Origin of the sequence: Rhizobium sp. CIAT894 (genome assembly GCF_000172795.2) — a bacterium.
In the GTDB taxonomy this organism is placed as follows: domain Bacteria; phylum Pseudomonadota; class Alphaproteobacteria; order Rhizobiales; family Rhizobiaceae; genus Rhizobium.
Genome location: NZ_CP020947.1, coordinates 2561470 through 2587808, shown reverse-complemented (window position 1 = coordinate 2587808; position 26339 = coordinate 2561470). Strand labels below are relative to the sequence as shown.

Annotated in this window: 25 protein-coding genes, 1 pseudogene and 1 riboswitch; of the genes and pseudogenes, 17 read left to right on the top strand and 9 right to left on the bottom strand. The window is 61.2% G+C overall.

Going from position 1 to position 26339, the window contains the following annotated elements; translation table 11 throughout:
- Nucleotides 1-35: 35 nt before the first annotated feature.
- The gene (locus RHEC894_RS12845; protein WP_085737549.1) at nt 36-1058 is read right to left on the bottom strand and encodes a GlxA family transcriptional regulator; all 1023 of its coding nucleotides are present in this window, start codon (nt 1056-1058) and stop codon (nt 36-38) included.
- Between the two features lie 448 nt (nt 1059-1506).
- Here RHEC894_RS12845 and RHEC894_RS12840 point away from each other — a divergent pair, with 448 nt between their 5' ends.
- On the top strand, nt 1507-4299 hold the full coding sequence (locus tag RHEC894_RS12840) for a DEAD/DEAH box helicase family protein (RefSeq protein WP_085737548.1): 2793 nt from the start codon (nt 1507-1509) through the stop codon (nt 4297-4299).
- 93 nt (nt 4300-4392) lie between these two features.
- Here RHEC894_RS12840 and RHEC894_RS12835 read toward each other — a convergent pair whose 3' ends face one another.
- Nucleotides 4393-4593, bottom strand: coding sequence for a hypothetical protein (locus tag RHEC894_RS12835; RefSeq protein ID WP_085737547.1), 201 nt, complete (start codon nt 4591-4593; stop codon nt 4393-4395).
- Between the two features lie 321 nt (nt 4594-4914).
- Here RHEC894_RS12835 and RHEC894_RS12830 point away from each other — a divergent pair, with 321 nt between their 5' ends.
- From RHEC894_RS12830 to RHEC894_RS12815, 4 genes are all read left to right on the top strand, one after another.
- On the top strand, nt 4915-5409 hold the full coding sequence (locus tag RHEC894_RS12830; protein WP_010069179.1) for a hypothetical protein: 495 nt from the start codon (nt 4915-4917) through the stop codon (nt 5407-5409).
- Nucleotides 5410-5489: 80 nt separating this feature from the next.
- Complete coding sequence (locus RHEC894_RS12825) at nt 5490-5723, top strand: DUF2171 domain-containing protein (RefSeq protein ID WP_010069178.1); 234 nt, start codon at nt 5490-5492, stop codon at nt 5721-5723.
- Nucleotides 5724-5773: 50 nt separating this feature from the next.
- Nucleotides 5774-5983, top strand: coding sequence for a DUF2945 domain-containing protein (locus tag RHEC894_RS12820; RefSeq protein WP_010069177.1), 210 nt, complete (start codon nt 5774-5776; stop codon nt 5981-5983).
- A gap of 161 nt (nt 5984-6144) precedes the next feature.
- Nucleotides 6145-6330 carry a DUF3008 family protein gene (locus RHEC894_RS12815; protein WP_010069176.1) on the top strand — a complete coding sequence of 62 codons (186 nt, stop codon included), beginning with the start codon at nt 6145-6147 and terminating at the stop codon, nt 6328-6330.
- Nucleotides 6331-6366: 36 nt separating this feature from the next.
- Here RHEC894_RS12815 and RHEC894_RS12810 read toward each other — a convergent pair whose 3' ends face one another.
- Nucleotides 6367-7086 (bottom strand): MgtC/SapB family protein, encoded by a 720-nt coding sequence (locus tag RHEC894_RS12810; protein WP_085737546.1) that lies wholly within the window; start codon nt 7084-7086, stop codon nt 6367-6369.
- Nucleotides 7087-7321: 235 nt separating this feature from the next.
- On the opposite strand from RHEC894_RS12810, the gene greA reads away from it, so the two are divergent.
- Nucleotides 7322-7804 (top strand): transcription elongation factor GreA, encoded by a 483-nt coding sequence (greA, locus tag RHEC894_RS12805; protein WP_010067296.1) that lies wholly within the window; start codon nt 7322-7324, stop codon nt 7802-7804.
- Nucleotides 7805-7942: 138 nt separating this feature from the next.
- On the top strand, nt 7943-8296 hold the full coding sequence (locus RHEC894_RS12800) for a hypothetical protein (protein WP_010067297.1): 354 nt from the start codon (nt 7943-7945) through the stop codon (nt 8294-8296).
- A 70-nt stretch (nt 8297-8366) separates the two neighbouring features.
- On the opposite strand, the gene RHEC894_RS12795 is transcribed toward RHEC894_RS12800, so the two are convergent.
- Nucleotides 8367-9260, bottom strand: a complete 894-nt coding sequence (locus RHEC894_RS12795; RefSeq protein WP_085737545.1) for a LysR family transcriptional regulator ArgP — start codon at nt 9258-9260, stop codon at nt 8367-8369.
- Between the two features lie 100 nt (nt 9261-9360).
- On the opposite strand from RHEC894_RS12795, the gene RHEC894_RS12790 reads away from it, so the two are divergent.
- A complete protein-coding gene (locus tag RHEC894_RS12790; RefSeq protein ID WP_010069200.1) occupies nt 9361-9969 on the top strand; it encodes a LysE/ArgO family amino acid transporter in 609 nt (202 codons plus the stop codon).
- Nucleotides 9970-10011: 42 nt separating this feature from the next.
- On the opposite strand, the gene RHEC894_RS12785 is transcribed toward RHEC894_RS12790, so the two are convergent.
- Nucleotides 10012-10230 (bottom strand): hypothetical protein, encoded by a 219-nt coding sequence (locus RHEC894_RS12785; RefSeq protein WP_085737544.1) that lies wholly within the window; start codon nt 10228-10230, stop codon nt 10012-10014.
- A 72-nt stretch (nt 10231-10302) separates the two neighbouring features.
- Here RHEC894_RS12785 and RHEC894_RS12780 point away from each other — a divergent pair, with 72 nt between their 5' ends.
- Nucleotides 10303-11244: a LysR family transcriptional regulator gene (locus RHEC894_RS12780; RefSeq protein WP_010069198.1), complete on the top strand. Its 942-nt coding sequence runs from the start codon at nt 10303-10305 to the stop codon at nt 11242-11244.
- 99 nt (nt 11245-11343) lie between these two features.
- Entirely contained in the window at nt 11344-11499 is a 156-nt protein-coding gene (locus RHEC894_RS12775) for an entericidin A/B family lipoprotein (RefSeq protein ID WP_004680588.1), read from the top strand.
- Between the two features lie 98 nt (nt 11500-11597).
- Here the strand turns inward: RHEC894_RS12775 and RHEC894_RS12770 are convergent, their stop codons facing one another.
- Nucleotides 11598-11948, bottom strand: a complete 351-nt coding sequence (locus RHEC894_RS12770) for a hypothetical protein (protein ID WP_085737542.1) — start codon at nt 11946-11948, stop codon at nt 11598-11600.
- Nucleotides 11949-11982: 34 nt separating this feature from the next.
- On the bottom strand, nt 11983-12984 hold the full coding sequence (locus tag RHEC894_RS12765) for a glycine betaine ABC transporter substrate-binding protein (RefSeq protein WP_206427857.1): 1002 nt from the start codon (nt 12982-12984) through the stop codon (nt 11983-11985).
- Between the two features lie 565 nt (nt 12985-13549).
- Between RHEC894_RS12765 and RHEC894_RS12760 the strand changes: the two genes are divergently transcribed.
- Nucleotides 13550-15004, top strand: a complete 1455-nt coding sequence (locus tag RHEC894_RS12760) for a cobyric acid synthase (RefSeq protein WP_085737541.1) — start codon at nt 13550-13552, stop codon at nt 15002-15004.
- A 175-nt stretch (nt 15005-15179) separates the two neighbouring features.
- Nucleotides 15180-15950, top strand: coding sequence for an SDR family oxidoreductase (locus tag RHEC894_RS12755; RefSeq protein ID WP_085737540.1), 771 nt, complete (start codon nt 15180-15182; stop codon nt 15948-15950).
- 37 nt (nt 15951-15987) lie between these two features.
- Here the strand turns inward: RHEC894_RS12755 and RHEC894_RS32990 are convergent, their stop codons facing one another.
- Nucleotides 15988-16128: a hypothetical protein gene (locus tag RHEC894_RS32990; protein WP_010065205.1), complete on the bottom strand. Its 141-nt coding sequence runs from the start codon at nt 16126-16128 to the stop codon at nt 15988-15990.
- On the opposite strand from RHEC894_RS32990, the pseudogene RHEC894_RS12750 reads away from it, so the two are divergent.
- Nucleotides 16079-17352: pseudogene (locus RHEC894_RS12750) on the top strand (adenylate/guanylate cyclase domain-containing protein). The gene RHEC894_RS32990 and the pseudogene RHEC894_RS12750 overlap by 50 nt on opposite strands.
- 6 nt (nt 17353-17358) lie before the next feature.
- Here RHEC894_RS12750 and RHEC894_RS12745 read toward each other — a convergent pair.
- Nucleotides 17359-19149, bottom strand: coding sequence for a chloride channel protein (locus tag RHEC894_RS12745; RefSeq protein WP_085737539.1), 1791 nt, complete (start codon nt 19147-19149; stop codon nt 17359-17361).
- A 223-nt stretch (nt 19150-19372) separates the two neighbouring features.
- Nucleotides 19373-19769, top strand: a riboswitch (cobalamin riboswitch).
- Nucleotides 19770-20067: 298 nt separating this feature from the next.
- Here RHEC894_RS12745 and cobU point away from each other — a divergent pair.
- Genes cobU through cobO form a run of 4 tightly spaced genes read left to right on the top strand, consistent with a single transcriptional unit; the run spans nt 20068 to nt 26323 of the window.
- Nucleotides 20068-20592 (top strand): bifunctional adenosylcobinamide kinase/adenosylcobinamide-phosphate guanylyltransferase, encoded by a 525-nt coding sequence (gene cobU, locus RHEC894_RS12740; protein ID WP_085737538.1) that lies wholly within the window; start codon nt 20068-20070, stop codon nt 20590-20592.
- A gap of 4 nt (nt 20593-20596) precedes the next feature.
- Nucleotides 20597-21646, top strand: coding sequence for a cobalamin biosynthesis protein CobW (cobW, locus tag RHEC894_RS12735; RefSeq protein WP_085737537.1), 1050 nt, complete (start codon nt 20597-20599; stop codon nt 21644-21646).
- Nucleotides 21647-21650: 4 nt separating this feature from the next.
- Nucleotides 21651-25685 (top strand): cobaltochelatase subunit CobN, encoded by a 4035-nt coding sequence (gene cobN, locus RHEC894_RS12730; protein WP_085737536.1) that lies wholly within the window; start codon nt 21651-21653, stop codon nt 25683-25685.
- Nucleotides 25685-26323 (top strand): cob(I)yrinic acid a,c-diamide adenosyltransferase, encoded by a 639-nt coding sequence (cobO, locus tag RHEC894_RS12725; protein WP_010068963.1) that lies wholly within the window; start codon nt 25685-25687, stop codon nt 26321-26323. Before cobN ends, cobO begins: the two co-directional genes overlap by 1 nt.
- Nucleotides 26324-26339: the final 16 nt, after the last annotated feature.

Sequence of the window (26339 nt, the reverse complement as noted above, 5' to 3'; positions counted from 1 at the left end):
GCCATTTTCAGGCGGCGGTCTCTTTCTTCAAACTCTCAGGCCGCGACTGCCTGTTGACGCGCGGTCGCCATGGTCATCTTGCGCTCGGCGCGTTCCTGCTGCGGTGAGCGGTGGTAGAGTTCGCGATAACACTTGGAGAAATGCGAGGCCGAGACGAAGCCGCAGGCGACCGCGACCTCGACGACGGGCATCGAGGATTGCACCAGCAGGTGGCGCGCACGATCGAGGCGGATTTCCAGATAATAACGGGCCGGTGAGCGGCCCATCTCCTGGCGGAACAGCCGCTCGATCTGGCGGCGCGAGAGGCCGGCACCGTCGGCGATCTCGATCAGCGACAGCGGCTCGGCGAGATTGCCTTCCATCAGCTCGATGATCGACAGCACTTTGGCGTTCTGCACGCCGAGGCGGGCGCGCAGCGGCAGGCGCTGGCGGTCGTGCGGGTTGCGCACGCGGTCGGTCAGATGCTGCTCGCAGATGCGGTTGACGAGGCTCTCGCCGAAATCCTCGCCGACGAGGTTCAGCATCATGTCGAGCGAGGCTGTGCCGCCGGCGCAGGTGTAGAGATTGCCGTCGATCTCGTAGAGGTCGGCATAGACCTCGGCCTGCGGGAAAGCCTCCGAAAAGCCCGGCAGGTTTTCCCAGTGGATGGCGCAGCGCTTGCCGTTCAGGAGACCGGCCTGGGCAAGCACATGCGCGCCCGTACAGAGACTGCCGACGGCAACGCCGCGATTGTAGCATTCCCGCAGCCAGGCATTGGCCGACTTGTTGTTGAACTGCTCGACATCGATGCCGGAACAGACGAGCACCATGCCCGGCCGGTTTTCACCGCCGAGATGGCGGCGCTCCTCGGCGAGCGAGGAATTGGCCTCGACGCCGATGCCGCAGGAGGAATAGACCTTCTCCCCGTCGAGGGAGGCAAGCCGCCAGGTATAGGCCTGGTAGCCGAGCATGCGATTGGCAATCCGCAAAGTGTCCACGGCCGCCGAAAAGGGCAGCATGGTGAATTGCGGTACCATAAAGAAGACCAGTGAACGCTTCTTGATCTGCATCCTGTTCATAGCGAAATCCATGCTCGAGGGGCGATGCATATTGGTTGCGCGGAATGCGTCGCGCCGATGTCCTGAAAGCGACACTGGCATGGAAAAATGCGGCCGGGAAGAGCAAATATGCGACATTGACCGCGTTTTGGCCCGGTCAAACTGCCGGAACAGGGCCGGGCCGGATGCGGGGCGCGTTTACAGAGGACTGAAATTCAAGTCTGAAGACGGCTCGGGAACGAATGGGCACGCACGAAAAAGGCGGCGTTGCGTGAGGCAGACGCCACCCTCATCTTGGGAGGAATGTCGCATTCTTTGCATGCTCCGTTGTCTTGCGAATGCCTTTGAAATTTCCTCTAGACACAACTGACGTTGCATGAACCAAGCCAAAATGATGCAATACTACTGAAGAATTTTAGTCGCAGTTTTCACAATGGCTCGTCGCATTTAATCCAAAGGGCAGAATTGAATGAAGGACCTCGCTTTTCAGGGCACCTGGCGAGCTTATCAGCAGAAGATACTTGATGATCTGACAAATCTCATAAGCGATGATGGTTTGCATATCGTCGCAGCACCCGGCTCAGGTAAAACGATTCTGGGCCTTGAAGTGATGCGCAGGCTTGGCGAGGCGACCTTGATCTTGGCCCCGAGCAAGACCATCCGGGATCAATGGTCGCAGCGGCTACGGATGATGTTCCTGCCCGCCAATGCCGGTGAACCGAACTGGATTTCTCATGATGTAAGAGCGCCTCGCGCTGTCACGATCATCACCTATCAGGCTCTGCATGCGGCGTTCTCAGGTCATACGGCCGAGGAAGAAATTATAGACAGTGAAGAGGAGGGCAGCGACGGGGTGCAATCCGCCGAAACGGACAAGCAGGAGACGGAGAGGGCGAGAAAGAAAATCATCGCGAAGCTGCGCGAAGAGAAGGTTCGCACCCTTGTGCTCGATGAAGCGCACCACCTTCGAAACGAGTGGTGGAAAGCGCTGACGATGCTCAAGGAAGCATTGGGCAAGCCCACGGTCGTAGCGCTGACAGCTACACCGCCCTATGATGTGGATCCCCTGGAATGGGGTCGTTATCAGGCACTTTGCGGGCCGATCGACGGTGAAATTTCCGTGCCGGAACTGGTGCTGCAAGGCGATCTTTGCCCCCATCAGGACTATGTCCACTTCAGCCTGCCGAGCGAGTTGGAAGCACAGAAGCTGGCAGAGTTTCGCGCGCAGATCGGAGACTTCATCGAGGCGCTGCTCAAAAGGGCAGAATTCAAGCAGGCAATTCTGCATCACCCGTGGATTACCCAGCCGATCGAGAATGTGGAGCACATACTGGACGACGCACGCTTTTTCTCCAGCATGCTGGTCTTCCTGAATGCGCAATATGTCGACTTGCCGCAATCGACTCTCGACATTCTCGGCGTCAAGGCGCGTGAAATACCGGATCTGACGCTTGAATGGATAGAGGTGTTGCTGAACGGCGTTATCTACACCTATCGCAACGATTTCGAAGAAGCGGAGCAAATACTCCGCCACCAAGAAGGCAGGCTGAGGGACATTAGGGGAGTCGAGCACGGCAGAGTGCGGCTAACGGATGCGCGGTCGGTTCAGAAGCTGCTGGTATCGAGCGTCAGCAAGCTCAACGCGATCGTCGAGATTACTCGGCTCGAATGCACGTCGATGCGTGACGAACTCCGTATGGTTATCCTTTCCGACTATATCAGGAAGGATACGCTGCCCACCGGCCCTGCGGACCTTCCGCCCATCGAGAGGATGGGCGTCGTGCCGATCTTCGAGACGCTGCGGCGGTGCGGGCTTGATCTCAAGCTTGGAATTCTGACGGGGAGTCTCATTCTCATTCCAGCGGAATCAAAAGTAATTCTTGACGAGATTGCAGACCATCTCGGCGTCGGCGCGGAACATATCCGTTATCAGCAGGCAGCATTCGATGCCGGCTTTCTAAGCGTGGAAATCAGCGGCGCTCTGAGCCGCCACGCCGTTCATATGATCACCGAATTGTTCAGTCGCGGCGGGATCACGGTTTTGGTCGGCACGCAGGCATTGCTGGGTGAAGGATGGGACGCCCCCTCCGTAAACACTTTGATCCTGGCAAGTACGGTGGGATCATATGTGCTCTCCAATCAGATGCGAGGCCGTGCCATTCGCACAGATCCCCGAAGCCCTCAGAAGGCCGCGAACGTCTGGCATCTGGCAGTGATCGACCCTGAGAAGTTTGAGCAGAGAATACCGCTGCGGTTCGGGAGGAAATCGACCGATAGAAAAGCGCCCGACCCATTTGACACCATGACAATAGACCTGGGCAGCGACGTCGACGCGCTGAAACGCCGATTTTGTGCCTTCGAGGGGTTGTCCTTCGGTGAGCATCCGTTGATCGAAAGTGGCTTTCAACGGCTGATGCTGGGTGCCGCAAAATGGAATGCGCGGGGTGTTGATGATGTCAACAAGGTGATGGAACGGGGCGCTGCAGACCGCAAATCACTGAAAGCCCGATGGCATAGCGCGCTACGCAGTAATCGCGCTTTTCCGAGGATGCAGGAAACATTGGAGAGCAACTATGCCCCCAAGGGGCTACTCAACTGGAATACGACCAAATTTCTGTATGCGCAAAGCGCCGCGCTCGCCGGGATGATCTTGAACGGATTCTTACACAGCTTTCGCGCTACGCACATTCGATCGCTCGAACAACTGGAGTTGGTCCTATTTGTGGTGTTCGCATTGCTGGCCATCTTCTGTTTGCCAGGCGCATTCAAAGCCAGCCGGTTGCTGCTGCGGAACGGCTCACTGGAAGGGAGCATGAAGCAGGTGGGAACGACCGTTCTGGAGGCGCTACATCATATGGGCGTTATAAGGACCGAGTTGGGAAAACTGAGTGTCGAGGCGACGCTTGACCAAAACGGCATTATTTACTGCCGGCTCGAGGGTGCTACGACAATCGAGCGATCCCGCTTTCTCGACGCCCTGCGGGAAATCCTCGTTCCCCCACAGAATCCCCGCTACATTCTCGTCAGGTCGTCAAAATTCTGGCGGCTGAAGCGATTGGATTATCATGCGGTCCCTTCGATCATCGGGCGAAAAAGGGAGGATGCCATATATTTTGCTCAGCTGTGGAATCGCTATGTCGGTCATTCGGACCTTGTCTACACGCGCAGTGCTGAGGGTCGCCTGACGCTGCTCCAGTTCCGCGCAAAATCATTCGCTTCGGCATTTACCAGGAAAACAGATAGAGTCAGCCGTTGGGAATGACAGCCGGAGCGAATCCTACGCGTTCTGAAGGCGGAAAAGGCGGCGCCGCGTGATGCAGACGCCGCCGTCATCTTGAGAGGAATGTCGCATTCATCAAACGGTCCGGTGTTTGTTGTCGTCAGTGCTCGGCCAGCCGATATCCTTGCGGACATCGAAGGGCATGGCTTCGATTTCACGGGCGGTCTGCCAGCGTGTCCAGGCAAGCACGAGCCTACGGGCATAATGCGCCAGATCGAAATGGCCGTGGCCGGAGGTGAGGGGCTTGCCACCACCCCGGTAGGTGAGCGTGGTCATTTTCCGGTTCCTTTCTTGGGTCAGGGACATGGTCGTCGATGGGAGGTTCGTCCATGTCCGTGATCACAATATGGGCCTCCGGGACTCATCATTCAAACGAATAGAGCTTATGGATAGCATCAGAGATATTGAATGATGGAGCTGCGCCCGGCGGCTATCCGCCGTCATGCCGCACCTACGTCGACTCCTCGAGATTCTCCGTCGAGAACTCGCCCGTCTGAATGCTCCGACATTTTCCGTCGCTCTTTAACGATCGCGCGTCAGCGATCTTAACGACTGTCGGCTAAAGTCACATCATCGCAATCAAACGTCGAGTTTTCCATGTACAGAACTTTCGTCTACGCTGTTATCGCAGCTTCCATCCCCGCCTTCGCGGACGCTGCCACGATGAAGTTTCCAAGCGATGCTCCGGTCGCAAGCATCACAATCCCGGATAGCTGGCAACCCGAAGAGACGGAAACCGGTGTCCAGGCAACTTCGTCGGACTCGGCGATCTACTTCTCGGTTGATGTGGCGGACTCCAAGTCGATGGATAAGGTCACCTCCGATGCCATCGACTTTCTGGCGAAGAGCGGGGTGACGGTCGACGTCAAAACCCAGAAAGAAACGCCGGTGACTGAAGTGAACGGCCTCCAAATGACGACGCTGGACTGGGACGGCAAGGATGCGGACGGGCCGGTGAGCGTTGGCATGGCATTCGTATCGAGCACCGGCGAGAAAGCTCTTGTCGTTACCTACTGGGGAACGAAAGGCGACGAGGACAAGCATGATGCTGAAATTACCGACATGATGATGTCGATTAAGATGACCGAATAGGACAAACGAGGCCGTCGGACCGGGGAACCATGTCCGCTCCACGTCGTTGCCGTTGTACCGACAACGCAAAGGAGCAAACGATGATTTCCTCAGATCAGATCCGTGAACATATGGAAGTTCTGACGGCCGACGGCACACATGTCGGGACGGTGGATCATCTCGACGGTCCCACCCGCATCAAGCTGACGAAGACCGGCTCGGAGGACGGCAAGCACCACCTGATCCCGCTCGACTGGGTGGATCATGTCGACGCGCACGTTCACCTGTCGAAGAACGCCAGGGATGTCCGCAGCCAGTGGGCCACGATCAATTGACGAGTAGTCGGCTGCGGCTTTTGCCGCAGCCTCCTCGTATAGGTGCCCCTATGTCCAAGCAATTGAAGAAGGGCGATGCGGTGAGCTGGGATGCCAGCCAGGAAAAGACCGCAGGCAGGGTGATCAGGAAGCAGAGCAGCCCGACGAAGATCAAGGGTCATAAGGTGAAGGCGTCGGCGTCGGAGCCGCAATATATCGTCGAGAGCGACAAATCGGGAAAGCGCGCCGCACACAGGCCTGGCGAACTCAGCAAGCTTTGAAGCGACGATCGGCTCTAAAGCGCGTCGCAATCTTTCAGATTCGCTCCTCGCGCTTTAGGTCTTTGTTTTACGCAGGTCGTTGCGGCAAAAGGGCTTCGCGCTTTGCCTGGCAAAACCGCTGCACACTTTTGCGCGACATGCTTTAGCAATGGGAGATTGATATGCCAGCCAAATCCAAGGCACAGCAGAAGGCGGCCGGTGCCGCACTTTCGGCCAAACGCGGAGAGACGCCCAAGACGGAACTCAAGGGCGCTTCGAAGCAGATGGAGCAATCCATGAGCGAGAAGCAACTCGAGGAATTCGCTTCGACCAAAAGCAGAGGTAAACCGGAGCACGTCTCCAAATAGGCCGGAGAATAGGGGCCGTGATGGCTGCCGTCCGGTTCACGTCGTTGTGGAATGCATCGAGAAATTCGCGACTTCGCGCACGTCGGAGATGGCGACGAGGATTGCGCGTGCGGACGCGTCGGGATCTTTTGCCAGCCAGCGCAATTCGAACGTCACCCCGATGCGGCCATCCTCGGTCTGTCCCAGCGAAACGAATAATGCGCTGCATTCAAGAGATTCCAGCACGTCCGACAGGTCGGGAATATCGGCAGTCGAGCCGTAGATAACGAGTGTCGCCTTGCGTTCGCAGCGCAGCCAGGTGTCCAGGCGTTTCAGCGGCGACAGCACGATGAAGGCAACCACGGTCGCCACCGTCCCGGTGACGATCTGGCCGCCGCCGAAGCAGAGGCCGACGACGGTCATGAACCATAGGGTCGCCGCCGTCGTGACGCCGGTCATCATGTCGCCGCGCCTGAGGATCGCTCCGCCGCCGATGAAGCCGACGCCTGTGAGGACGCCGAGGGGAAAGCGCAGCACGTCCATCTGTGTGAAAAAACTCAGCGTTTTTCCATAGGTCGATAGAAGGAGGTTCGCCTGGACCATCGCAATGCAGGCGGCAAGCGCCACCAGGATCGTGGTCCTGAAGCCCGCAGCGTGGCCGCCGCGCTCGCGATCGAGGCCGACGAGAGCGCCGGCAATCACCGTCAGCATGATGCGCGCGCCGAGATCCCACCAGCTCGGTGTCAGCGGCATGGCGTCGGTCAGGAGCGACGGCATGTCTGGCTCCAGACTTCGTTGCGGCCTTTCCGCTGCTTGCCAGGCATTCGATCCTCCTCAGCCTCGATGCGTCCCGGATCTAAAACGCCATGCAGCGCAGGACGTTCCAGTTGCCGGCATCAGCGCCGACAGGCCGAGATTGGCGGTTCGGCCGCAGCCGGTGTATGGTTGATTTCAAATAGGGGCGGTTTGCCCGTCAGCGATAGGCGCGCTGCGCCCAAAACGGAGTATGGAATTGGCCGTCGCGTTCACCAAGGAAGAGAGTTTCGAAACCGCTTCGGAAACCTTGTTGCCCGACCGTCCGGTTTCGCCGCATCTGAACCTTGTCACGGAAGCGGGGTTGAGGGCTCTAGAATTGCAGTTCCAGCAGGCTCGCGAAGCCTATGATGCGGCGAATACCATCGACGATGTGAATGAACGGCGGCGGCAGGCGGCGGGTCCCTTGCGCGACCTGCGCTACCTCAAGGCAAGGCTGCGCACCGCCCAGCTCATGGCTGACGCATCATCAACCGACGCTGTCGCCTTCGGCAGCACGGTGACCTTCCGCCGCGACGACGGGCGGGTGCAGACCTATCGGATCGTCGGCGAGGACGAAGCCGATCCCAAGGCCGGATCGATTTCCTATGTCTCCCCGGTGGCGCGATTGCTGATGGGCAAAGCGGTCGGCGATGTGGCGGAAACGGGTGGCCAGGAGCTGGAGATTATCGCTATCGCATAGGGCACGATACTCAAAGCGGCGTCGAGTTCGGCGCCGCGCCATAATTGTTATAAAAATGGTACTGCATAGTACTTTATTTATCGGGCATTTACCATTCGTGGCCTATGAGATGACATTCCATCACCGAAAGTCCTTCTTATGGTCAGCGCAATTTCCAGTTCTGCATCCACCATTTTGAGTTCAGCCGCTTCAACCTCGTCGTCCAGTTCGTCGGACCAGCTTGCTTCTCTCGAGGCGCAGCTTGCCGACAAGCAGGAAGCTCTCTCGCAAACGCAGGACGAGAAAGAGAAGGCCACGATCGAGAAATCCATCGAGACGCTGGAAGCCAAGATTGCCAAGCTCGAAGCATCAGAGAGCAGCCAAACCGAGGTGTCGGCCGCTTCGAAGCCAGCCGCCACGGCGCCGAAGGAACTCTCCGGCGAGAGCGAGCGCATCGGCACGAAGAATTTTGACGAAAACAGCGAATTCGGTAACCGCACCGCTTATGTTTGATCGCTCCGGACGACGCGAAGGTCTTCGATCGAGCCGTACCCGCCTGAAGAGGACGCGTCTGTAATAACGATCAGAGACGGCGCTTTGCCACCGCGACGACTTCGCGGGTCAATTCCACCAGGCGATCGGCGGCGAGGCGGTTTATCTGCCAATAGAGCGGAACATCGAGCGGCGTGTCGGGAACCAGCTCCACCAACCGTCCCGATGCCAGATGTTCGCGAGTCAACTGGATCGGGTTCATTCCCCAGCACATGCCGGAAAGGCTTGCCTCGACGAAACTTTGCGGTGAGGGCAGCCAGTGGGTGGGGTAATCGACATCCTGCCCGAACGTTCTGCGTATCCAGTTGCTCTGCAGCCTGTCCTTCTGATTGAAGGTGAGGGCGGGAGCGTTGCTAATCGCCTCGGCGGTCACGCCTTGGGGAAAGTGGCGGGCGACGAAGTCTGGCGTGGCGGTGGCGTGATAACGCAGGACCCCAAGCGCAAAACGCCGGCACCCCCGGATCGGCTTTTCCAGGCTGGTGACGGCGGCGATCACCCGCCCGCGCTGCAGCCACTCGGCGGTATGGTCCTGGTCGTCGACGGCGATATTCAGCAGATAGGAAGAGTTCTTGGCGAAATTCGACATGGCCTCCACAAACCATGTCCCGAGACTGTCGGCATTGGTCGCGATCTGAAGCGTCACCCTTTGGCGTGGTTCGTCGGGGTCGACGAGAGCCGGCAGTTGCCCGAAGAGTTCCGCCTCCAGCATGCCGACATTCTCCATGTGGCGGCAGAGCCATTCTCCTTTTTCAGTCGCCGTGCACGGGATGCCTCTGACGATCAGGACGGTGCCGAGACGCTCTTCGAGTTGTTTCACCCGCTGCGAAATGGCCGAAGGTGTTACGTTCAGCGCGGTTGCAGCTCTCTCGAAGCTGCCCGTTTGGACAATGGTTGCGACAGCGCGGAGAGCGGAATAGTCGAGCATGGATTAGTTTCGCTTAATTGGGGTAACGCAGATTAATTAGCCTAATTCGGCGAATGGCGATACCTCAACCACCACCGAAGTGGGGGCGCTCGCCGAAACGATGAGTTTTTCGATTTATGTCACGGGCCTGATGATGGGCCTCAGCCTGATTGTCGCCATCGGCGCACAAAACGCCTTCATTCTTCGCCAGGGCCTGCGCAATGAACATGTCTTCGCCGTCTGCCTCGCATGCGCCTTGTCGGATGCCGCGCTGATCGTGCTCGGCGTCACCAGCCTGCAGCAGATCGCCAGGTTGCTGCCCTGGCTCGATCCGCTCATGCGTTATGGCGGAGCCGCCTTTCTTGCCTGGTACGGCGCCAAGAGCCTTTACTCCGCCTTGCGGTCATCCGCTGCCCTCTCGGCGACGGAGGCCAAAACGGCGAGTTTCCAGCAGACGCTCGCGACCTGCCTCGCGCTTACCTGGCTCAATCCGCATGTCTATCTCGACACGGTCGTGCTGCTCGGCACGATCTCGACGCGTTATCCCGGGCAGCAGGCATCGTTTGCCGCCGGCGCGGTAACGGGCTCTTTCCTGTTTTTCTTTTTCCTCGGATATGGCGCGGCATGGCTGCGGCCAATCTTCTCGAAACCTTCGTCCTGGCGGATGCTGGAAACGCTCGTCGCTTTCACCATGTGGGTGATCGCGTTCAAGCTGCTGGGCGGGATGTGATCGCCCCATGAGCTGAAATCCTGACAACCGCCGGGCCGCACATCATGCGCGGCCCGATGATTCGACGATTCTCAGAACCTTCTTCTGGCCGGCGGCGCTGCTCAGAAGGGGCAGCTCCATTTCACGCTGGCAATCGGCCAGCAGGTGCGATGGAAATCGCCTCAATTCCCGCAGTGCATGTTCGCGGTTCACGTCTCTGCGCCAGCGCGACTTGAATGCGGAGAGGGCTTGTAGGATATTCCAGGTGCTTGTTTGCGCCATGTCGAGCCTCCTTTGCTGCATCGGTTTCCAATAGCCAGACTATGCGAGGCGATTGACATTCAATCAAACAAAATGATATGCGGTTATAAATCAGAAAAATTGAAAGATGCGACGATGAGCCTTCCCTTTCGCCGTCCCATTCCTTTGCTTGACAACGATGTGCTGCGCACCTTCGTCGCCATCGCCGAAACCGGCAATTTTTCCACCGCCGCCGAAGCGGTGTTCCGCACGCCGTCGGCGGTCTCCATGCAGATCAAGAAGCTCGAGGAGCAGCTCGGCGCCACGCTGTTTTTGCGTGACGCCCGCTCGGTATCGCTGACGCGGCATGGCGAGATGCTGCTCTCTTACGCCCGCAACATCCTGGCGCTTTCGAACGAGGCGGTGTCACGCTTCATCATGCCGGAACTAACAGGTGTCGTCAGGCTCGGCGCGCCCGAAGATATCGGCGAGCGGCTGCTGCCGAGAATTCTGAAGAGCTTTGCCGAAAGCTATCCCGGCATCATGGTCGACGTGACGATCGACATGAGCGTCGGATTGAAGAAACGCATGGAGGAACAACGGCTCGACCTGGCGCTGATCAACTGCGCGACGCGGCCGTTCCCGACCGGCGGCGAGGTGGTATTCCGCGAGCGGCTGGTCTGGACCGGCGCCCGCTGCGGCTCGGCGCATCGGCGCGATCCCTTGCCGATCTCGATCTGGGAAGACGGCTGCATCTGGAGGCAGGAGGCGCTCTCCCAGCTCGAGCGCAATAAGCGGCCTTATCGGGTCGCCTATCTCAGCGGCCATACGATGGCGCAGCGCGCCGCCGTGCTCTCCGATCTGGCTATTGCGCCGCTGCCGCTCTCCTATGTCAGCGAGGACATGACGATCCTCGGCCTGCAGGAAGGGCTGCCGGAGCTCGGCTCTTTCGATATCCGCCTGCTGACAGCCTCGCAGATGTCGGGGCCGATCGAGACGGTGGCCGACAGTATTCGCGGCGCTTTTGCCGAAAAAGCGAAGGCGGTCGCCGCCTGAGCATGTCTTTCAGCCGTTGAACCTTTTGCTCCCTTGTGCGTTATCGGCGCGGATGGCATGAGTGCTGTTCGGGGTTGATTTCAAACAAGGATATTCGAAATGACGACAACGGCCAAAATTGCCGCAGCCTTTATGGTTCTTCTTGCTCTTTCCTCCTGCGGCAACACGATCCGCGGCATGGGAAAAGATACGGCGAACGCCGTCAACGCGACTCAGGACGCCGGCCGTTCGGTCGACCGTGCCGCAAAGAAGTGATCGGCTGAAAGGTTTGCCGGCTGATCGGGGTCATCTTGGCCGGGTCCGGACCACTCTATTGGTGGCGGGGCCGGACCACTCTAGCGGGTGGCCGGGGCCTAACGGGCGACCGGGGGATACGCCTTTTCGAGGCCGCCGGATCGGCTAAGGCCGGTCCGGACGGCTTGATAGGCGGGATGCTGGCTGGAACGGGCAGTTTCCATCAGCCTGATCTGCAGACGGTCGGGCGCCTCGGTCCCCAGCCACAGTCCGAGATTTTCGAGCTTCAGTGAGTTAAGCAATCGCGACGCCGCGGCAAGATCGAGATGGCGGCGCAGGCCTTCCAGCAGATTGTCGTCCTGAGCGGCGTTTTCCATGAGCAGCGCCAAGTATGACTTGTCGGCCTCCGACAGCGTAGCAAGCTTTTCCGCAACGGTATCGCGGTCGGGGAAGGGAACATTGCCAGTCATGTCGAATCGTCCGGTCGTTGATCGTATCCTGACGTTATAAGCTCGCCTTGACCTTCACGGCTATATCGGCCGGCACCCATTTCATCCACAGACCCTCGTAATTGCGAAGGAAATAGATCGCGGCATCCTCGTTGCTCTCGCGGTTTTCGTCCTGCCAGGCGAGCACCTGATTGATCGTCCCATTGTCCCATTTGCGGGTTTTGAGATAGGTGGTGACAGGCCCGGCGCGGCTGGCGAAGGACCTCGTCATCAATGTGAAGGCGCGTGAGACGGGGTAGGAATTGAGCTGCGGCCTGTTGCAGCCGGCAACTGCCGTACAGCGGTCCCATTCGGTCTTGTCATGACCGACGCCGAAGCTCAGCCGCGTCATGTCGTATTTGCCGAGGATGGCGGTCGGCGCCCAGTAGTAACCGAGCCAGCCAACCTTGTTTTCGAAGGCGCGGGAAATCGAGGCGTCGAGCTGTTCGGGGCTGCCTGTCTCGACCAGTTCGAAGCTCTTCTTGTCCGCGGCAAGCGCCTTGAACAGATTGGTGGTCGATATCTGGCAGCTCCAATCGGCGGGGCAATTGTAGACCGCGCCCTTCGACGCATCGTCCTCTGCCGGGAAGAGTTCGGGATGTCTCAGCGCATCTTCGACCGAACGAATGTCGGGGTGGGAGTCGGCGATGAATTTCGGGATCCACCAGCCCTCGACCGCGCCGTCGGCCAGGATCTCGGCTCCCTGCACCAGCCGGCCGCCGTTGACGGCCTGATCGAGCAGGGACCGGACGGAATTGATCCAATATTCCGAGGCGACGTCGGGGGTGCCTTTCTCGTTCATCGAGGCGAATGTCGGCAGGGTGTCGCCGTCGACGATGGTAACGGAGCAGCCGTAGCCCTTTTCCAGGATGATCTTGTCGAAGTTTGCCGCGATCCCTGCCGAGGCCCATTTCATCTCGGCGATCGAAACCTTGCCGCACTCTGCGGCTTCGGCCGGCGCGATGGTAGAAAGAGCCGCGGCAAAGACGGCTGTCATCAGATACGTCTTCATCGTCATTTCCCGAATTCTTAGGCGGACGCGCGGCCGGATTTCAAACCGACCGACAAAGCTGTCCGGCGTGTCGTCGCAGGCGATGGTCAACAATGGCGCATTTTGGCGAAGCCTACGCGTTCGCTCGCAGAAATCAACCGTCTTCTGCTCATGGTTGCGCATCTAAATAATTGAATTCGAAGAATTTATGTCAATATCCCAAAAATGGCGCCCGCGCGTCAAACGCACGCCCTTGGCGATCGTCGGCGGATCTTCAACAGAAATTTCGGCAAGAATGTCAAAAAAGTTCGAAATTAACATTTGCGTAAGCCTTCAATAACTCTCCGGTAAGAATGTGCCGTTATCAGTTGGGTCGTGGCGGCAATGACCGCTGCTTCTTCGGTTCAGGTAGTGCGTACTGGAGAAAGCGAGCTTCGCCGTGTAGGGGCGAAGACGCCTGAGTTTTCGGCAAACCGCGCAGAGCCAAGGCAATGCGCGGTTTTCGCGTTTCTGTGCGGCGCGAGAGCCAAGCCAAGCCTTGACCCGGTATAACAGCCCATTGTAGGCCTCGCCTCAGCGAAAGGCGGCCACCATGGCAAGAGCGATCATGCTGCAGGGAACCGGCTCGGATGTCGGCAAGACGGTGCTGGTCGCGGGCCTCTGCCGGCTGGCGGCCAATCGCGGGCTTGCCGTGCGGCCGTTCAAGCCGCAGAACATGTCGAACAATGCCGCTGTTGCCGACGATGGCGGCGAGATCGGCCGGGCGCAGTGGCTGCAGTCGCTGGCTGCGCGCACGCCCTCTTCGGTGTACATGAACCCGGTGCTGCTCAAGCCGCAATCGGAAAACGGCAGCCAGATCATCGTGCAGGGCAAGGTGTTCGGCCAGGCCAAGGGGCGCGACTATCAGCGGCTGAAGCCGCAACTGCTCGGCGCCGTGCTTGAAAGTTTCGAGACGGTGGCCACCGGTGCCGATCTCGTTATCGTGGAAGGCGCGGGATCGCCGGCCGAAATCAATCTCCGGCCCGGCGATATCGCCAATATGGGTTTTGCGACGCGGGCCGGCGTGCCCGTCGTGCTCGTCGGCGATATCGACCGCGGCGGCGTCATCGCCTCGCTTGTGGGCACGCATGCGATTCTCGCCGACGAGGACCGGGCGATGATTGCGGGCTACATCATCAACAAGTTCCGCGGCGACGTCTCGCTGTTTGACGACGGCATCCGCGCCATCGAAGGCTTTACCGGCTGGCCGTGCTTCGGCGTCGTGCCGTGGCTGCCGGGCGCTGCGCGTCTGCCGGCCGAAGATTCGGTCGTGCTCGAACGGCTGGCGAGGGGTGGAGCGGGCGCGCTGAAGATCGCCGTGCCGGTGCTTCCGCGCATCGCCAATTTCGACGACCTCGACCCGCTGCGAACCGAGCCGGATGTCGAACTGGTCTTCGTGCGATCGGGCGAGCGGCTGCCCACCGATGCCAGCCTCATCGTCCTTCCCGGCTCGAAATCGACGATTTCCGATCTGGCTGATTTCAGGGCTGAAGGGTGGGACCGCGATCTCCAGGCGCATGTCAGGCGCGGTGGCCGGGTAATCGGCATCTGCGGCGGATACCAGATGCTCGGTCGCATGGTCCACGATCCGCTCGGCATAGAGGGCGGGACGCTCGAGACGCCGGGGCTGGCGCTTCTTGACGTCGAGACCGAGATGGCGCCTGAGAAAACCGTGCGCAACAGCCAGGCCCGCTCGACCGAATATGACGCGCCGCTTACCGGCTACCAGATCCATCTCGGCATCACCCGCGGCCCGGATTGCAACAGGCCCTCGGCGATCGTCGACGGAACGCCCGACGGGGCGCTGTCGGTGGACGGCCGCATCATGGGCACCTATCTGCACGGGCTCTTCGGCAGCGATGCCTATCGCGCCCGGCTGTTTCAAAGCTTTGGGCTCTCGGGCGAACGGAGGAATTACCGCGAGAGCGTCGAGCAGGCGCTCGACGAGGTCGCCGAGGAATTGGAACGTCACCTCGATCCGCGCTGGATTGCCAGGCTGATTGGCTAGACGTGTGTGCCATGCAAAGGGCGCGGCTTGCTCCTTCTGCTCCTCGGTGGGGGCTAACGCCAGGTCGATGACGCGGGCAGGGACCTGCTATCCTCAGCCGTCTTTCTGCTCTTGCAAAATTAGTTGACTGAGTCCATTAATTCTCGCGACGAAACCGATTAAGAGCCATGAAACCATGAGCATATTGGATCGATTTTCACTGGCCGGTCAGGTGGCGCTGGTGACCGGCGGCGGTCGTGGCTTGGGCTTCGAGATGGCGCGCATCCTGGCCGAGGCCGGCGCGCATGTCATCGTCACCGGACGCACGGCGGAAACGCTGGAAGGCGCGGTCAGGAGCATCCGAGCTGCTGGCGGCGCGGCGGAGGCCGCCGTATTCGATGTCACCGACCGCGAGGCCCAGCGTGCCGTGATGGCGGATATCGACAAGATCCACGGCCGGCTCGATATCCTGATCAACAATGTCGGCGCCCGCGACAGGCGGCCGCTGGCCGAATTCGATGATGAGGGCATCATCGAATTGCTGCGCACCGATCTGGCTGCGGCAATGACGCTTTCGCGCGATGCGGCCGTGCTGATGAAGCGGCGCAGCTACGGCCGCCTGATCGCGGTGACCTCGATCAGCGGCCATGTCGTCATGCCCGGTGACTGCGTCTATCCGGCGGCCAAGCAGGGCCTGACCGGTCTGATGCGCGGCATGGCGGTGGAGTTCGGCCCGCATGGCATCACCAGCAACGCGATTGCGCCTGGCTGGTTTGCCACCGAGACGAACGCGGCAATGGCTGCGAACGAGGAATTGATGCCGTTCGTGCGCCAGCGCATCCCAGTCCAGCGCTGGGGACGCCCGGACGAGATTGCCGGCGCGGCGCTGTTTCTTGCCAGCGCTGCCGCCTCTTTCGTCAACGGCCATGTATTGACCGTCGATGGCGGCATGACCGTCAGGATGTGAATGCAGATACCGCATGCAGGGGCGCGGCCCGCATTTCTCAGGCATTCTTCGTTGCGTCGAGCCGGCAGTCCAGGGAGACCCGCTGGTGAACAGGCTTCTCATCGACAATGGCTGGAAATATCGGCCCGGTGCGGCTATCCATTGATTTGGCGGCGACGGGCTCGGCATCGCCGCCCATTTGCCCGATTTCCCATCATAGGATCGCGCCTGATCATGTGGAGGTTCCAACATTAGCAATCATATTCAGTGGCTTATAGAGCAGGGAATCACCAGCGAGCATATTGGTGACTTGGTCGCCGGTCTGTGCGACCGACTGATTGCGGAGGGCTTTCCGATCTGGCGGGCGAGCATCCGAATGCCGTCCATCCATCCCATGTATCGCGGCGTCGCGGCCAATTTCGTCCGGGGCGGGGTCACCACTATCGAAACCGCCGGACATGGTATTGAGACGGAGCGCAATTTCGAGAAGACGCCGATATTCTACCTTTTGAACCGCGGCGAGAAAACGGGGCGATGGAACCTGGCGAATGGCGAGGGTCTCCACTATGCCGAGCTTCGTGAATTGGCGCTGGAGGGCGGCACGCACCACGTCATCAACCTTTGCGAATTCCCGAAGGAGGTCGCGCTGCGCGGGCTCGGTTTTTCTCTGACCAGCGACGCGCCCGGCGGATTTTCCGATGATCAGCTGGCAATCGTCGACGAGCTGTTGCCGGCGCTGGGACTGGCGGCCTACCGGGTGGCGGTTTCGAAGACCGCGACGGATATTCTCGCGGTCTATACCGGCGCCAGGACCAGCGCGCGCATCCTTGCCGGCGAAACGCGCAGGGGAATGGGTGGTTCCATCGATGCCGCTATCCTGCTTGCCGATCTGCGCAATTTCACCGCCCTGACCGAGGTCTATCAGCCGGGCGAGATCGTCGAGTTTCTCAACGAGCATTTCGAATTGATCGACCGGCATGTCGAGGAAAATTCCGGCGAGATCCTCAAGTTCATGGGCGACAGCGTATTGGCGATCTTTCCCACGAACGCCGAGGATCCGCAAAAGGCCTGCAAGGCGGCGTTGGCTTCTGCGCAGAATCTGCTGAAAGCAAACGACGCGCTCAATTGGGAGCGAACGTTGAACGGTGGCCCCGATATCGGCATCGATGTCGTGCTGCATCTCGGTGAGGTTTTCTACGGAAATGTCGGCGCTCACGGCAGGCTCGATTTCACGGTGATCGGCAGGGCGGTCAACGAAGCCTCTCGGCTGGAAAAGCTTTGCGGAACGCTCGAACAAGACCTGCTGCTCTCTGAGAGCTTCGCGGCGACCTGCGCCGTTCCCTGCGACCATCTCGGCTCGTTCGAATTGCGCGGCGTTTCGAAGAAAGCCGGCGTCTTCCGGCTCGCCGACGCTGCCTCGTAGACTTGCTCAAATCTCGCCGGAAACCTCACGGCGGCGGCGGTCGAGTTCTTCGCTGTAGCGGCGCAGCGTGTGGCTTTCGCTGAGCTGGCCGATGACCTTGCGTTCGATCAGGTTGTTGACGACGGCGAGCGCTTCGCTTTCGCTCTTGTCGAAAATCGCTGCCGCCTGCCGCGCATTCATCTGCGGCTGCAGGAAATCGTTGCGGTAGCGGATGAAATCGGCAAGCGTCGCAGCCTCGTCCTGGGCGTCGGTCGGATTGGCGTAGATCTCCGGCACCAGCACGAGGCCGGCATATTTGTCGCTCTCCTCGACGAGGATGACGCGCTGGGTCGAACCAATCGGGAAGGCCTTCTTGAATTCCTCCAGCGAGACATCGGCCCTTGCCGTCTTGACGTCGGCGCGCATGAGCTTGTTCACCGTCAGGTTGCGGATCCAGCCGACGTCATGGGCGCTGCGAATGCTTTCGCCGCGCAGGTGGAAGCGCCATGTGGCGAAGGAGTAGCCGAAGGTCGAGCGCACGACGAGCGAAGAGGTAATAACGGCGGCGAGCACCAGCGCTGTGATTGGGAAATCGCCGGTGATTTCGAGTGCCAGGAAGGTCATCGTGAGCGGCCCGCCGATGACGGCGACGGCAAGCGAACTCATGCCGACCACGGCATAGATCGCAGGCGTCAACGTCGCATCGGCGAAATAGGGGCCGCAATAGGCAAAGAGCTTGCCGAGCAGGGCGCCCATGAACAGCGAGGCGAAGAACAGGCCGCCCCTGAAGCCGGAGCCGATCGAGATCGCCGAGGCCAGCGATTTCAACAGAAAGAGGCCGATCAGCGCCGGGATCGCGACATCACGGGACAAATTGAGATGCAGGGCGCCGTGGCCGGCCGAGAGCACCTGCGGCGAGATCATCGCGAGAAGCCCGACGATGATGCCGCCCAGCGCCGGGCGGAAGGGCGGGGCGATAGAGCTCTTGCGCGCCAGTTCCTCGATGAAGGCGACGCCCTGCATGATGAGGATGCCGACGCCGGCGCAGAAGACGCCGAGCAGCAGCGCCGGGACGTAGTCGGCCGGCACGACCGAACCGAAGCTGCCGATATCGATGGTGAAATCGCCCTCAGCAAGCAGTCTTGCGACGAGCGTGGACACGAGGGCGGAGGTGACGACCGGCGTCAGCGACACGATCGTATACGTGCCGATGATCAGCTCGAAGGCATAGAAGGCGCCGGTCAGCGGCGCGTTGAAGGCGGCGGCGATGGCGCCGGCCGCGCCGCAGCCGACGAGCACGCGCAGGTCCGAGCGACGAAGCTGCAGCTTCAGGCCGAATTTCGAGGCGAGGCCGGCGGCAAGCTGGGTATAGCCGGCTTCCAGCCCGACGGAGGCGCCGAAACCGTTGGAGATCAGGTTCTGCACGGCAACGATGATGCTGTCGGTCAAGGACAGGCGGCCGCCATGCAGCGCATTGGCCTCGATCGGATCGACCATCGGCTTCTTGCGTCGCTTCGCCAGGATGAAAAGCAGCAGTCCAAGCAGGATGCCGCCGGCGACGGGGGCAGCGAGCAGCAGCAGCTTGTCGTCGATGGCAGACGAGCTCAGCCTTTCATCGTCTGATATGCCGAAGACCAGCTGGTGCAATTCATTGGAGACGAAGCTCATGGCGGTGACGGCAAGGCCCGAGGCGATGCCGACGATGGCGCCCGCGAGCGACAGGCCGACCTCGCTGCGTCGGGTCAGCGCACGCAGCCGCTCCGGATCAAAGAAAATACGCAGCGCGCGCAGACGGCGCCGATCCAATTTCATAAGCATGGCTAGACAACTAGGCGGGGAGAGACCCGGTCAAGGGCGGTGGCGCAGTCCGCTTGCCGTGCAATTGCGGCGAAAAGCCGGCGTGAGGGTCAAATATTTATGACGTAAGCCTCTGATAAAAGACGATATTTCTGGTGGAGTAAGTCGTGTTTGGGTGACCATTCCACCTTGCCGGCGGTTTGCCGGCCGCCAAGGCCGGTTGACTTCACCCCCGGGCTTGCCTAACCATCCCTCAACGGATGGTTCCGGATCGGTGTAGCGCCCTTCCGGATGAAAAGGGAATGTGACGGGGCGGACCCAAGCCGGGCGCCTTCATCACAGCCGACCCCGCGACTGTAGAGCGGTCAGGGTCTTCCATCCGGCATCGAGCGCTTCCGGCCGACCCTTGCAATGGCGCAGGCGGGCCGGATGGGCGACATGCCGGAAAAGCCACTGGACATGCATGGTGATCAACCGGGGTCGGACGCCTCTATCTCTACGAATCGTCCACCTCTTCACCGATGCGGCCGGGAAGGCGAGGCAGATCTGCTGGCACGATCAGGGGCGACCGGTGTCCGGTCCGCCCCGATCGCGGCCGATAACCGCGAGCCAGGAGACCTGCCATTCGTGCCGGGCGAGGAGCCCACCCTTGGGCAAGAGTCCCGCTGCCAGCACGGAGGTTGTTTTGGCTGAACGATTGAATTCGGTGCGGCCTGGTGCGGTGCGCATGGATTTCCCCTTCTCCCCCGCGGGGAGAAGGTGGCCCGAAGGGTCGGATGAGGGGGGCGGACGGCGCCCCCGTCATTTTGCCCTTCGCTTGTGCTCAGTGCATTCGCGGCTTCGCCGTTCACCCCCTCAACCGCCTGCCGGCACCTTCTCCCCGCTGGGGAGAAGAGGGATGTGGCACCGCCGCGCCCTCTCTAGCGGGGGCGCTGGCGTATGACGATCGCTTCCACCAACACCACCTTTATCCTCGGCGGCGCACGCTCCGGCAAATCCCGCTTCGCCGAAAACCTTGTCGTTTCAACCGGCCTCGACCGCCACTATCTCGCGACCGGGAGGGCATGGGACGACGAGATGCAGGCGCGCATTGCCCAGCACAGGGCCGACCGCGGCCCTTCCTGGACGACGCATGAGGAGCCGCTCGATCTCGTCGGCAAGCTTGCCGCCATCGACGGCGAGGGGCGTATCGTGCTGATCGACTGCCTGACGCTCTGGGTCACCAATCTGATGATGGAGGAGCGGGATATGACAGCGGAGTTTACAGCGCTCGCTGATTTCCTGCCTGACGCGAAGGCGCGGCTCGTTTTCGTTTCCAACGAGGTCGGCCTCGGCATCGTGCCTGACAATCGCATGGCGCGGGATTTTCGCGATCATGCCGGCCGGCTGCACCAATCGATCGCGGCGAAGGCCGCCGAAGTCTATTTTATCGCGGCGGGCCTGCCGCTGAAAATGAAGGGTTAAATCCATGAACCAGCAGAAGATTCCCGCAACCGTCATCACCGGCTTCCTCGGCGCCGGCAAGACGACGATGATCCGCAACCTGCTCACCAATGCCGGGGGCAAGAAGATTGCGCTCATCATCAACGAGTTCGGCGATCTCGGTGTCGATGGCGAGGTGCTGAAAGGCTGCGGCGCTGAGAACTGCACCGAGGACGATATCATCGAGCTCACCAATGGCTGCATCTGCTGCACCGTTGCCGACGATTTCATTCCGACGATGACGAAGCTTCTGGAACGGGAGCAGCGGCCCGACCATATCGTCATCGAAACCTCGGGGCTTGCCTTGCCGCAGCCGCTGGTGGCCGCCTTCAACTGGCCCGACATTCGCACCCAGGTGACCGTCGACGGCGTCGTCACGGTGGTGGACAGCGCGGCTGTTGCCGCCGGCCGCTTCGCCGACGACCATGATGCCGTCGATGCGCGGCGCGCCGAGGATGAATCGCTCGATCACGAAAGCCCGATCGAGGAGTTGTTCGAGGATCAGCTCACTTGCGCCGATCTCATCGTGCTCAACAAAACAGACCTGATCGACGTCGCCGGCCTTGGCCGCGTCCGTGACGAAGTCGCTTCCCGCACCGCGCGCAAGCCGGTGATGATCGAGGCGAAAAACGGCGAAGTGCCGGCCGGCGTCCTGCTCGGCCTCGGCATCGGCACGGAGGATGATATCGCCAACCGCAAGTCGCATCACGAGCTGGAGCATGAGGACGGCGCGCCGCACGATCACGATGAATTCGACAGCTTCGTCGTCGAACTCGGCGCCGTTGCCGATCCAGCCGGTTTCGTCGAGGCGCTGAAAACAATCATCTCGACGCATGACGTGCTGCGCCTCAAGGGCTTTGTCGATGTTTCGGGCAAGCCGATGCGCCTGCAGCTCCAGGCGGTCGGCAGTCGCATCGACCATTATTTCGACCGCGCCTGGGGCCCTGGCGAAACGCGCGCCACGCGCCTCGTCGTCATCGGCCTGCACGAAATGGATGAGGGCGCGGTGAGGGCGGCGATCGAGGCGCTGGCGTAAACCCATGCATCTGCTTCTGGCCCAACAGGGAACGATCAGCGACGGCGAGGAGGCGATCGACCTTGGGCAAACGCCGGGCGATATCCTGTTCCTGTCGGCTGCCGACAGCGAGCTTGCGGCAATCGCTGCGGCTCATGCCGGTGGGGCGATCGGCCATACATTAAGGCTCGCCAGCCTGATGAGCCTGAAGCATCCGATGTCTGTCGATACCTATGTCGAGCGCACGGCGCGCCACGCCAGGTTCATCGTCGTGCGTGCGCTCGGCGGCGCCAGCTATTTCCGCTACGCGCTGGAGGCGCTGCATGCGTGTGCGGCTCGCAATGGCACGCTGATTGCTGTGTTGCCGGGTGACGCCAGGCCGGATGCAGGGCTGGCGCCCTTTTCGAATATCGCCTCCGATGATCTCGATGCGCTCTGGGCCTATCTGATCGAGGGCGGTGACGCCAATGCGCGCGCCTTTCTCGATTATGCCGGGGCGATGCTGTCGGGCGAGGAGAAGCCGGCGCCGGCGGTGCCTCTGATGAAAGCCGGTATCTGGTGGCCGGGGCGGGGGCTGATCGGGGTGGAGGAATGGCGGCGGGTTGCCGGTTCGCATGTCGCGCGACCTTCGTGCGTCGAACGTGGGATGCCCCCCTCTGTCCTGCCGGACATCTGCCCCCTTGTGGGGGAGATGTCCGGCAGGACAGAGGGGGGTATGGTAGCGGAGGAGCGATTTGAACCCCCGACAATCGCCATCAGCTTCTACCGCGCCCTCGTGCAGAGCGGCGAAACCCAGCCAATCGAAGCGCTGATCGAAGCCTTGCAGGCGCAGGGTCTCAGGCCACTGCCGGTTTTTGCCTATAGCCTCAAGGATACCGTCTCGACCGGCATTCTCGAAAGCGCGTTTTCGGCGTTGAAACCCGATGTCGTGATCAACACGACCGGCTTCGCCGTCTCGGCACCCGGCGCCGATCGGCAGCCGACGGTGCTGGAGGCGAACGGGGCTGTGGTGCTGCAGGCGATCCTGTCGGCCTCGTCGCGGGATGTGTGGGCTGCTTCCTCGCAAGGCCTGTCGGCGCGCGATCTCGGCATGAACGTGGCGCTGCCCGAGGTCGATGGAAGGGTGCTTTCGCGCGCCGTCTCCTTCAAGGCCGCGGCACGCTACGATGCAGCTGTCGAGACAAACATCGTTTCCAGCCAGGCCGATGCCGGTCGGGTGCGTTATACGGCAGCACTTGCCGCCAATTGGGCGCGGCTGCGCGGGACGCCGGCACGGAACCGGCGCATCGCGCTTGTGATGGCGAATTACCCGAACCGCGACGGCCGGCTCGGCAACGGGGTCGGCCTGGATACGCCGGCCGGCAGTGTCGAGGTGCTTCGCGCGATGGAAGCCGCGGGTTATCCGGTCGCCGATATTCCAGCCGACGGCGACGCGCTGATCCGGCATCTGATGGAGGGGCCGACCAATTCGGGACATGACTGCCGCGCCATCCGCGAGACGCTATCCCTGAGTCGTTACAACAGCTTCCTCAATTCTCTTCCCAATCAGATTCAGGATGAGGTGAGGGCCCGCTGGGGGGATCCCGAGAACGATCCGTATTTTCGCGAGGGCGTCTTCGCACTGCCTTTCGCCCGCTTCGGCGGCATCCTCGTCGGCATTCAGCCGGCACGCGGCTACAATATCGATCCGAAGGAAAGCTATCATTCACCGGATCTCGTGCCGCCGCATGGTTATCTCGCCTTCTATGCTTTTCTGCGCCACGAGTTCGGCGCCGATGCCGTCATTCACATGGGCAAACACGGCAATCTCGAATGGTTGCCGGGCAAGGCGCTGGCGCTGTCGGAGACATGTTATCCGGAAGCGATCCTTGGGCCGCTGCCGCATCTTTATCCCTTCATCGTCAATGATCCGGGCGAGGGTACGCAGGCCAAGCGCCGGACGGCGGCCGTCATCATCGACCACCTGACGCCGCCTTTGACGCGGGCCGAAAGTTATGGGCCGCTCAAGGATCTGGAAGCGCTGGTCGACGAATATTACGAGGCCTCCGGCGGCGATCCCCGCCGCATCCGGCTGCTCAGCCGGCAGATCCTCGAGCTCGTGACCGATATCGGTCTCGACAGGGATGCGGGCATAGTGAGTGGCGAAAGCGAGGGCGAGGCGCTGAAGAAGCTCGACGCCTATCTCTGTGACCTCAAGGAGATGCAGATCCGTGACGGGCTGCATGTATTCGGCGTGTCACCGCAAGGGCGGCTGCTGACGGATTTGACGGTGGCGCTGGCGCGGGTGCCGCGTGGGCTGGGCGAGGGCGGCGATGCGAGCCTGCAGCGGGCGATTGTCGGGGATGCGCTGAAAAACCCCTCCCCAACCACTTCCGGGGTCGAGCCGCCGGTCTCGACCCGTCCTTCGGACCCCCACAAGGGGCAGGGACTTACCGCTGCGTTTGCGGCAACCTCTGCGCTGAAGGATGATGTGGAGGTGGCGCGCCCAGCAAGCCCCTCCCACCTGTGGGGAGGGGTTGGGGAGGGGTTTTCTTTCGACCCGCTCGACTGCGACATGGCCGCGCTCTGGACCGGTCCCAAGCCCCCGATCCTTGCCGATATCCTCGACGCTCCCTGGCGCAGTAACGGCGACACTGTCGAGCGGATCGAGCTGCTCGCTGCCAAGCTCGTTTCCGGTGAGACTGCATGTCCTGCAGACTGGGTGGCGACGCGGGCAGTACTCTCCGAGATCAGGACGCGGCTCAAGCCCTCGATCCTCGCCTGCGGTCCGGCCGAAATATCAGGACTGCTGGCCGGCCTCGACGGCCGCTTCGTCGCGCCCGGCCCCTCCGGCGCACCGACACGCGGGCGGCCGGATGTGCTGCCGACGGGCCGCAATTTTTACTCCGTCGACAGCCGCGCCGTGCCGACGCCGGCGGCCTACGAGCTCGGCAAGAAATCCGCCGAGCTTTTGGTGCGCCGCTATGTGCAGGATCACGGCGAGTGGCCAGTCTCCTTCGGGCTGACCGCCTGGGGCACGTCGAATATGCGCACCGGCGGCGACGATATCGCCCAGGCGCTGGCACTGATCGGCGTCAAGCCGCTCTGGGATATGAGTTCGCGCCGCGTCACGGGCTACGAGATCATCCCGCAAGCAGTGCTCGGGCGGCCACGCGTCGACGTGACACTGCGGATTTCCGGCTTCTTCCGCGACGCCTTTCCCGAGCAGATCGCGCTGTTCGACAAGGCGATTCGCGCCGTCGGCGCGCTCGAAGAGGACGAGGCCGACAATCCGATTGCAGAACGCATGCGCAGCGAGGCGGCAAGGCTTGCCGCCGCCGGTCTGGACGAGGGCTCGGCAAAACGGCGGGCGGGCTACCGTGTCTTCGGCTCGAAGCCCGGCGCCTACGGCGCCGGGCTGCAGGCGCTGATCGACGAGAAGGGCTGGGAGCGGCGCGCCGATCTCGCCGAAGCCTATCTCGTCTGGGGTTCTTACGCTTATGGCGCCGGCGAGGAGGGCAAGGCCGAGCGTGGCCTGTTCGAGGAGCGGCTGCGCTCGGTGCAGGCCGTCATTCAGAACCAGGACAATCACGAGCACGACCTGCTCGACAGCGACGACTACTATCAATTCGAGGGCGGCATGGCGGCGGCGGCCGAGCAACTGGCCGGGGCGCGCCCGTCGATCTATCACAACGACCATTCCAGGCCGGAAAAACCGGTTATCCGTTCGCTGGAGGAAGAGATCGGCCGCGTCGTGCGCGGGCGCGTCGTCAATCCGAAATGGATATCGGGCGTTATGCGCCACGGCTACAAAGGCGCCGCCGAGATCGCCGCAACCGTCGATTATCTCTTCGCTTTCGCGGCGACGACAGGCGCTGTCGGCGCCCATCATTTCGAGGCGGTGTACCAGGCCTTCGTCGCCGATCCGGCCGTAAGCAGCTTCATGATGGAGAAGAACCCGGCGGCATTCGACGAGATGAGGGAGCGGCTCGGCGAAGCGATCGACCGCAGCCTCTGGACGCCGCGCAGCAATTCGGCCCGGTTCGACCTGGCTGCCATGCAACGCAATGAGGTGAACTGATGAGCGACGAGATCCCGGACAACGAAACGGGCAGCAAGGACGATGCGCGCCACGCCGAGAAGATGGCGAAGAAGAAGGCTGCACGCGACAAGATCATGGCGACCAAGACCGACGGCAAGGGCCTGATCATCGTCCATACCGGCAAAGGCAAGGGCAAGTCGTCTTCCGCCTTCGGCATGATCTTTCGTCATATCGCCCACGGTAAGCCCTCCGCCGTCGTGCAATTCATCAAGGGCGCGATGTGGACTGGCGAACGCGATCTGATCGAGAAGCATTTCTCCGATCTCTGCCAGTTCCATACCATGGGCGAGGGTTTCACCTGGGAAACGCAGGACCGCGCCCGCGACGTCGCCGCAGCTTCGGCCGCCTGGGAAAAGGCCAAGGAGCTGATCCGCGACGAGCGCAATTCCATGGTGCTGCTCGATGAGATCAACATCGCGCTGCGCTACGACTATCTCGACATCAACGAGGTTGTCGCCTTCCTGAAGAGCGAGAAGCCCCATATGACACATGTCGTGCTGACGGGGCGCAACGCCAAGGAAGAACTGATCGAGATCGCCGATCTGGTCACCGAGATGGAACTCGTCAAACATCCCTTCCGCTCGGGCATCAAGGGCCAACCGGGCGTGGAGTTCTGAGGCGTCTGAAGATGGC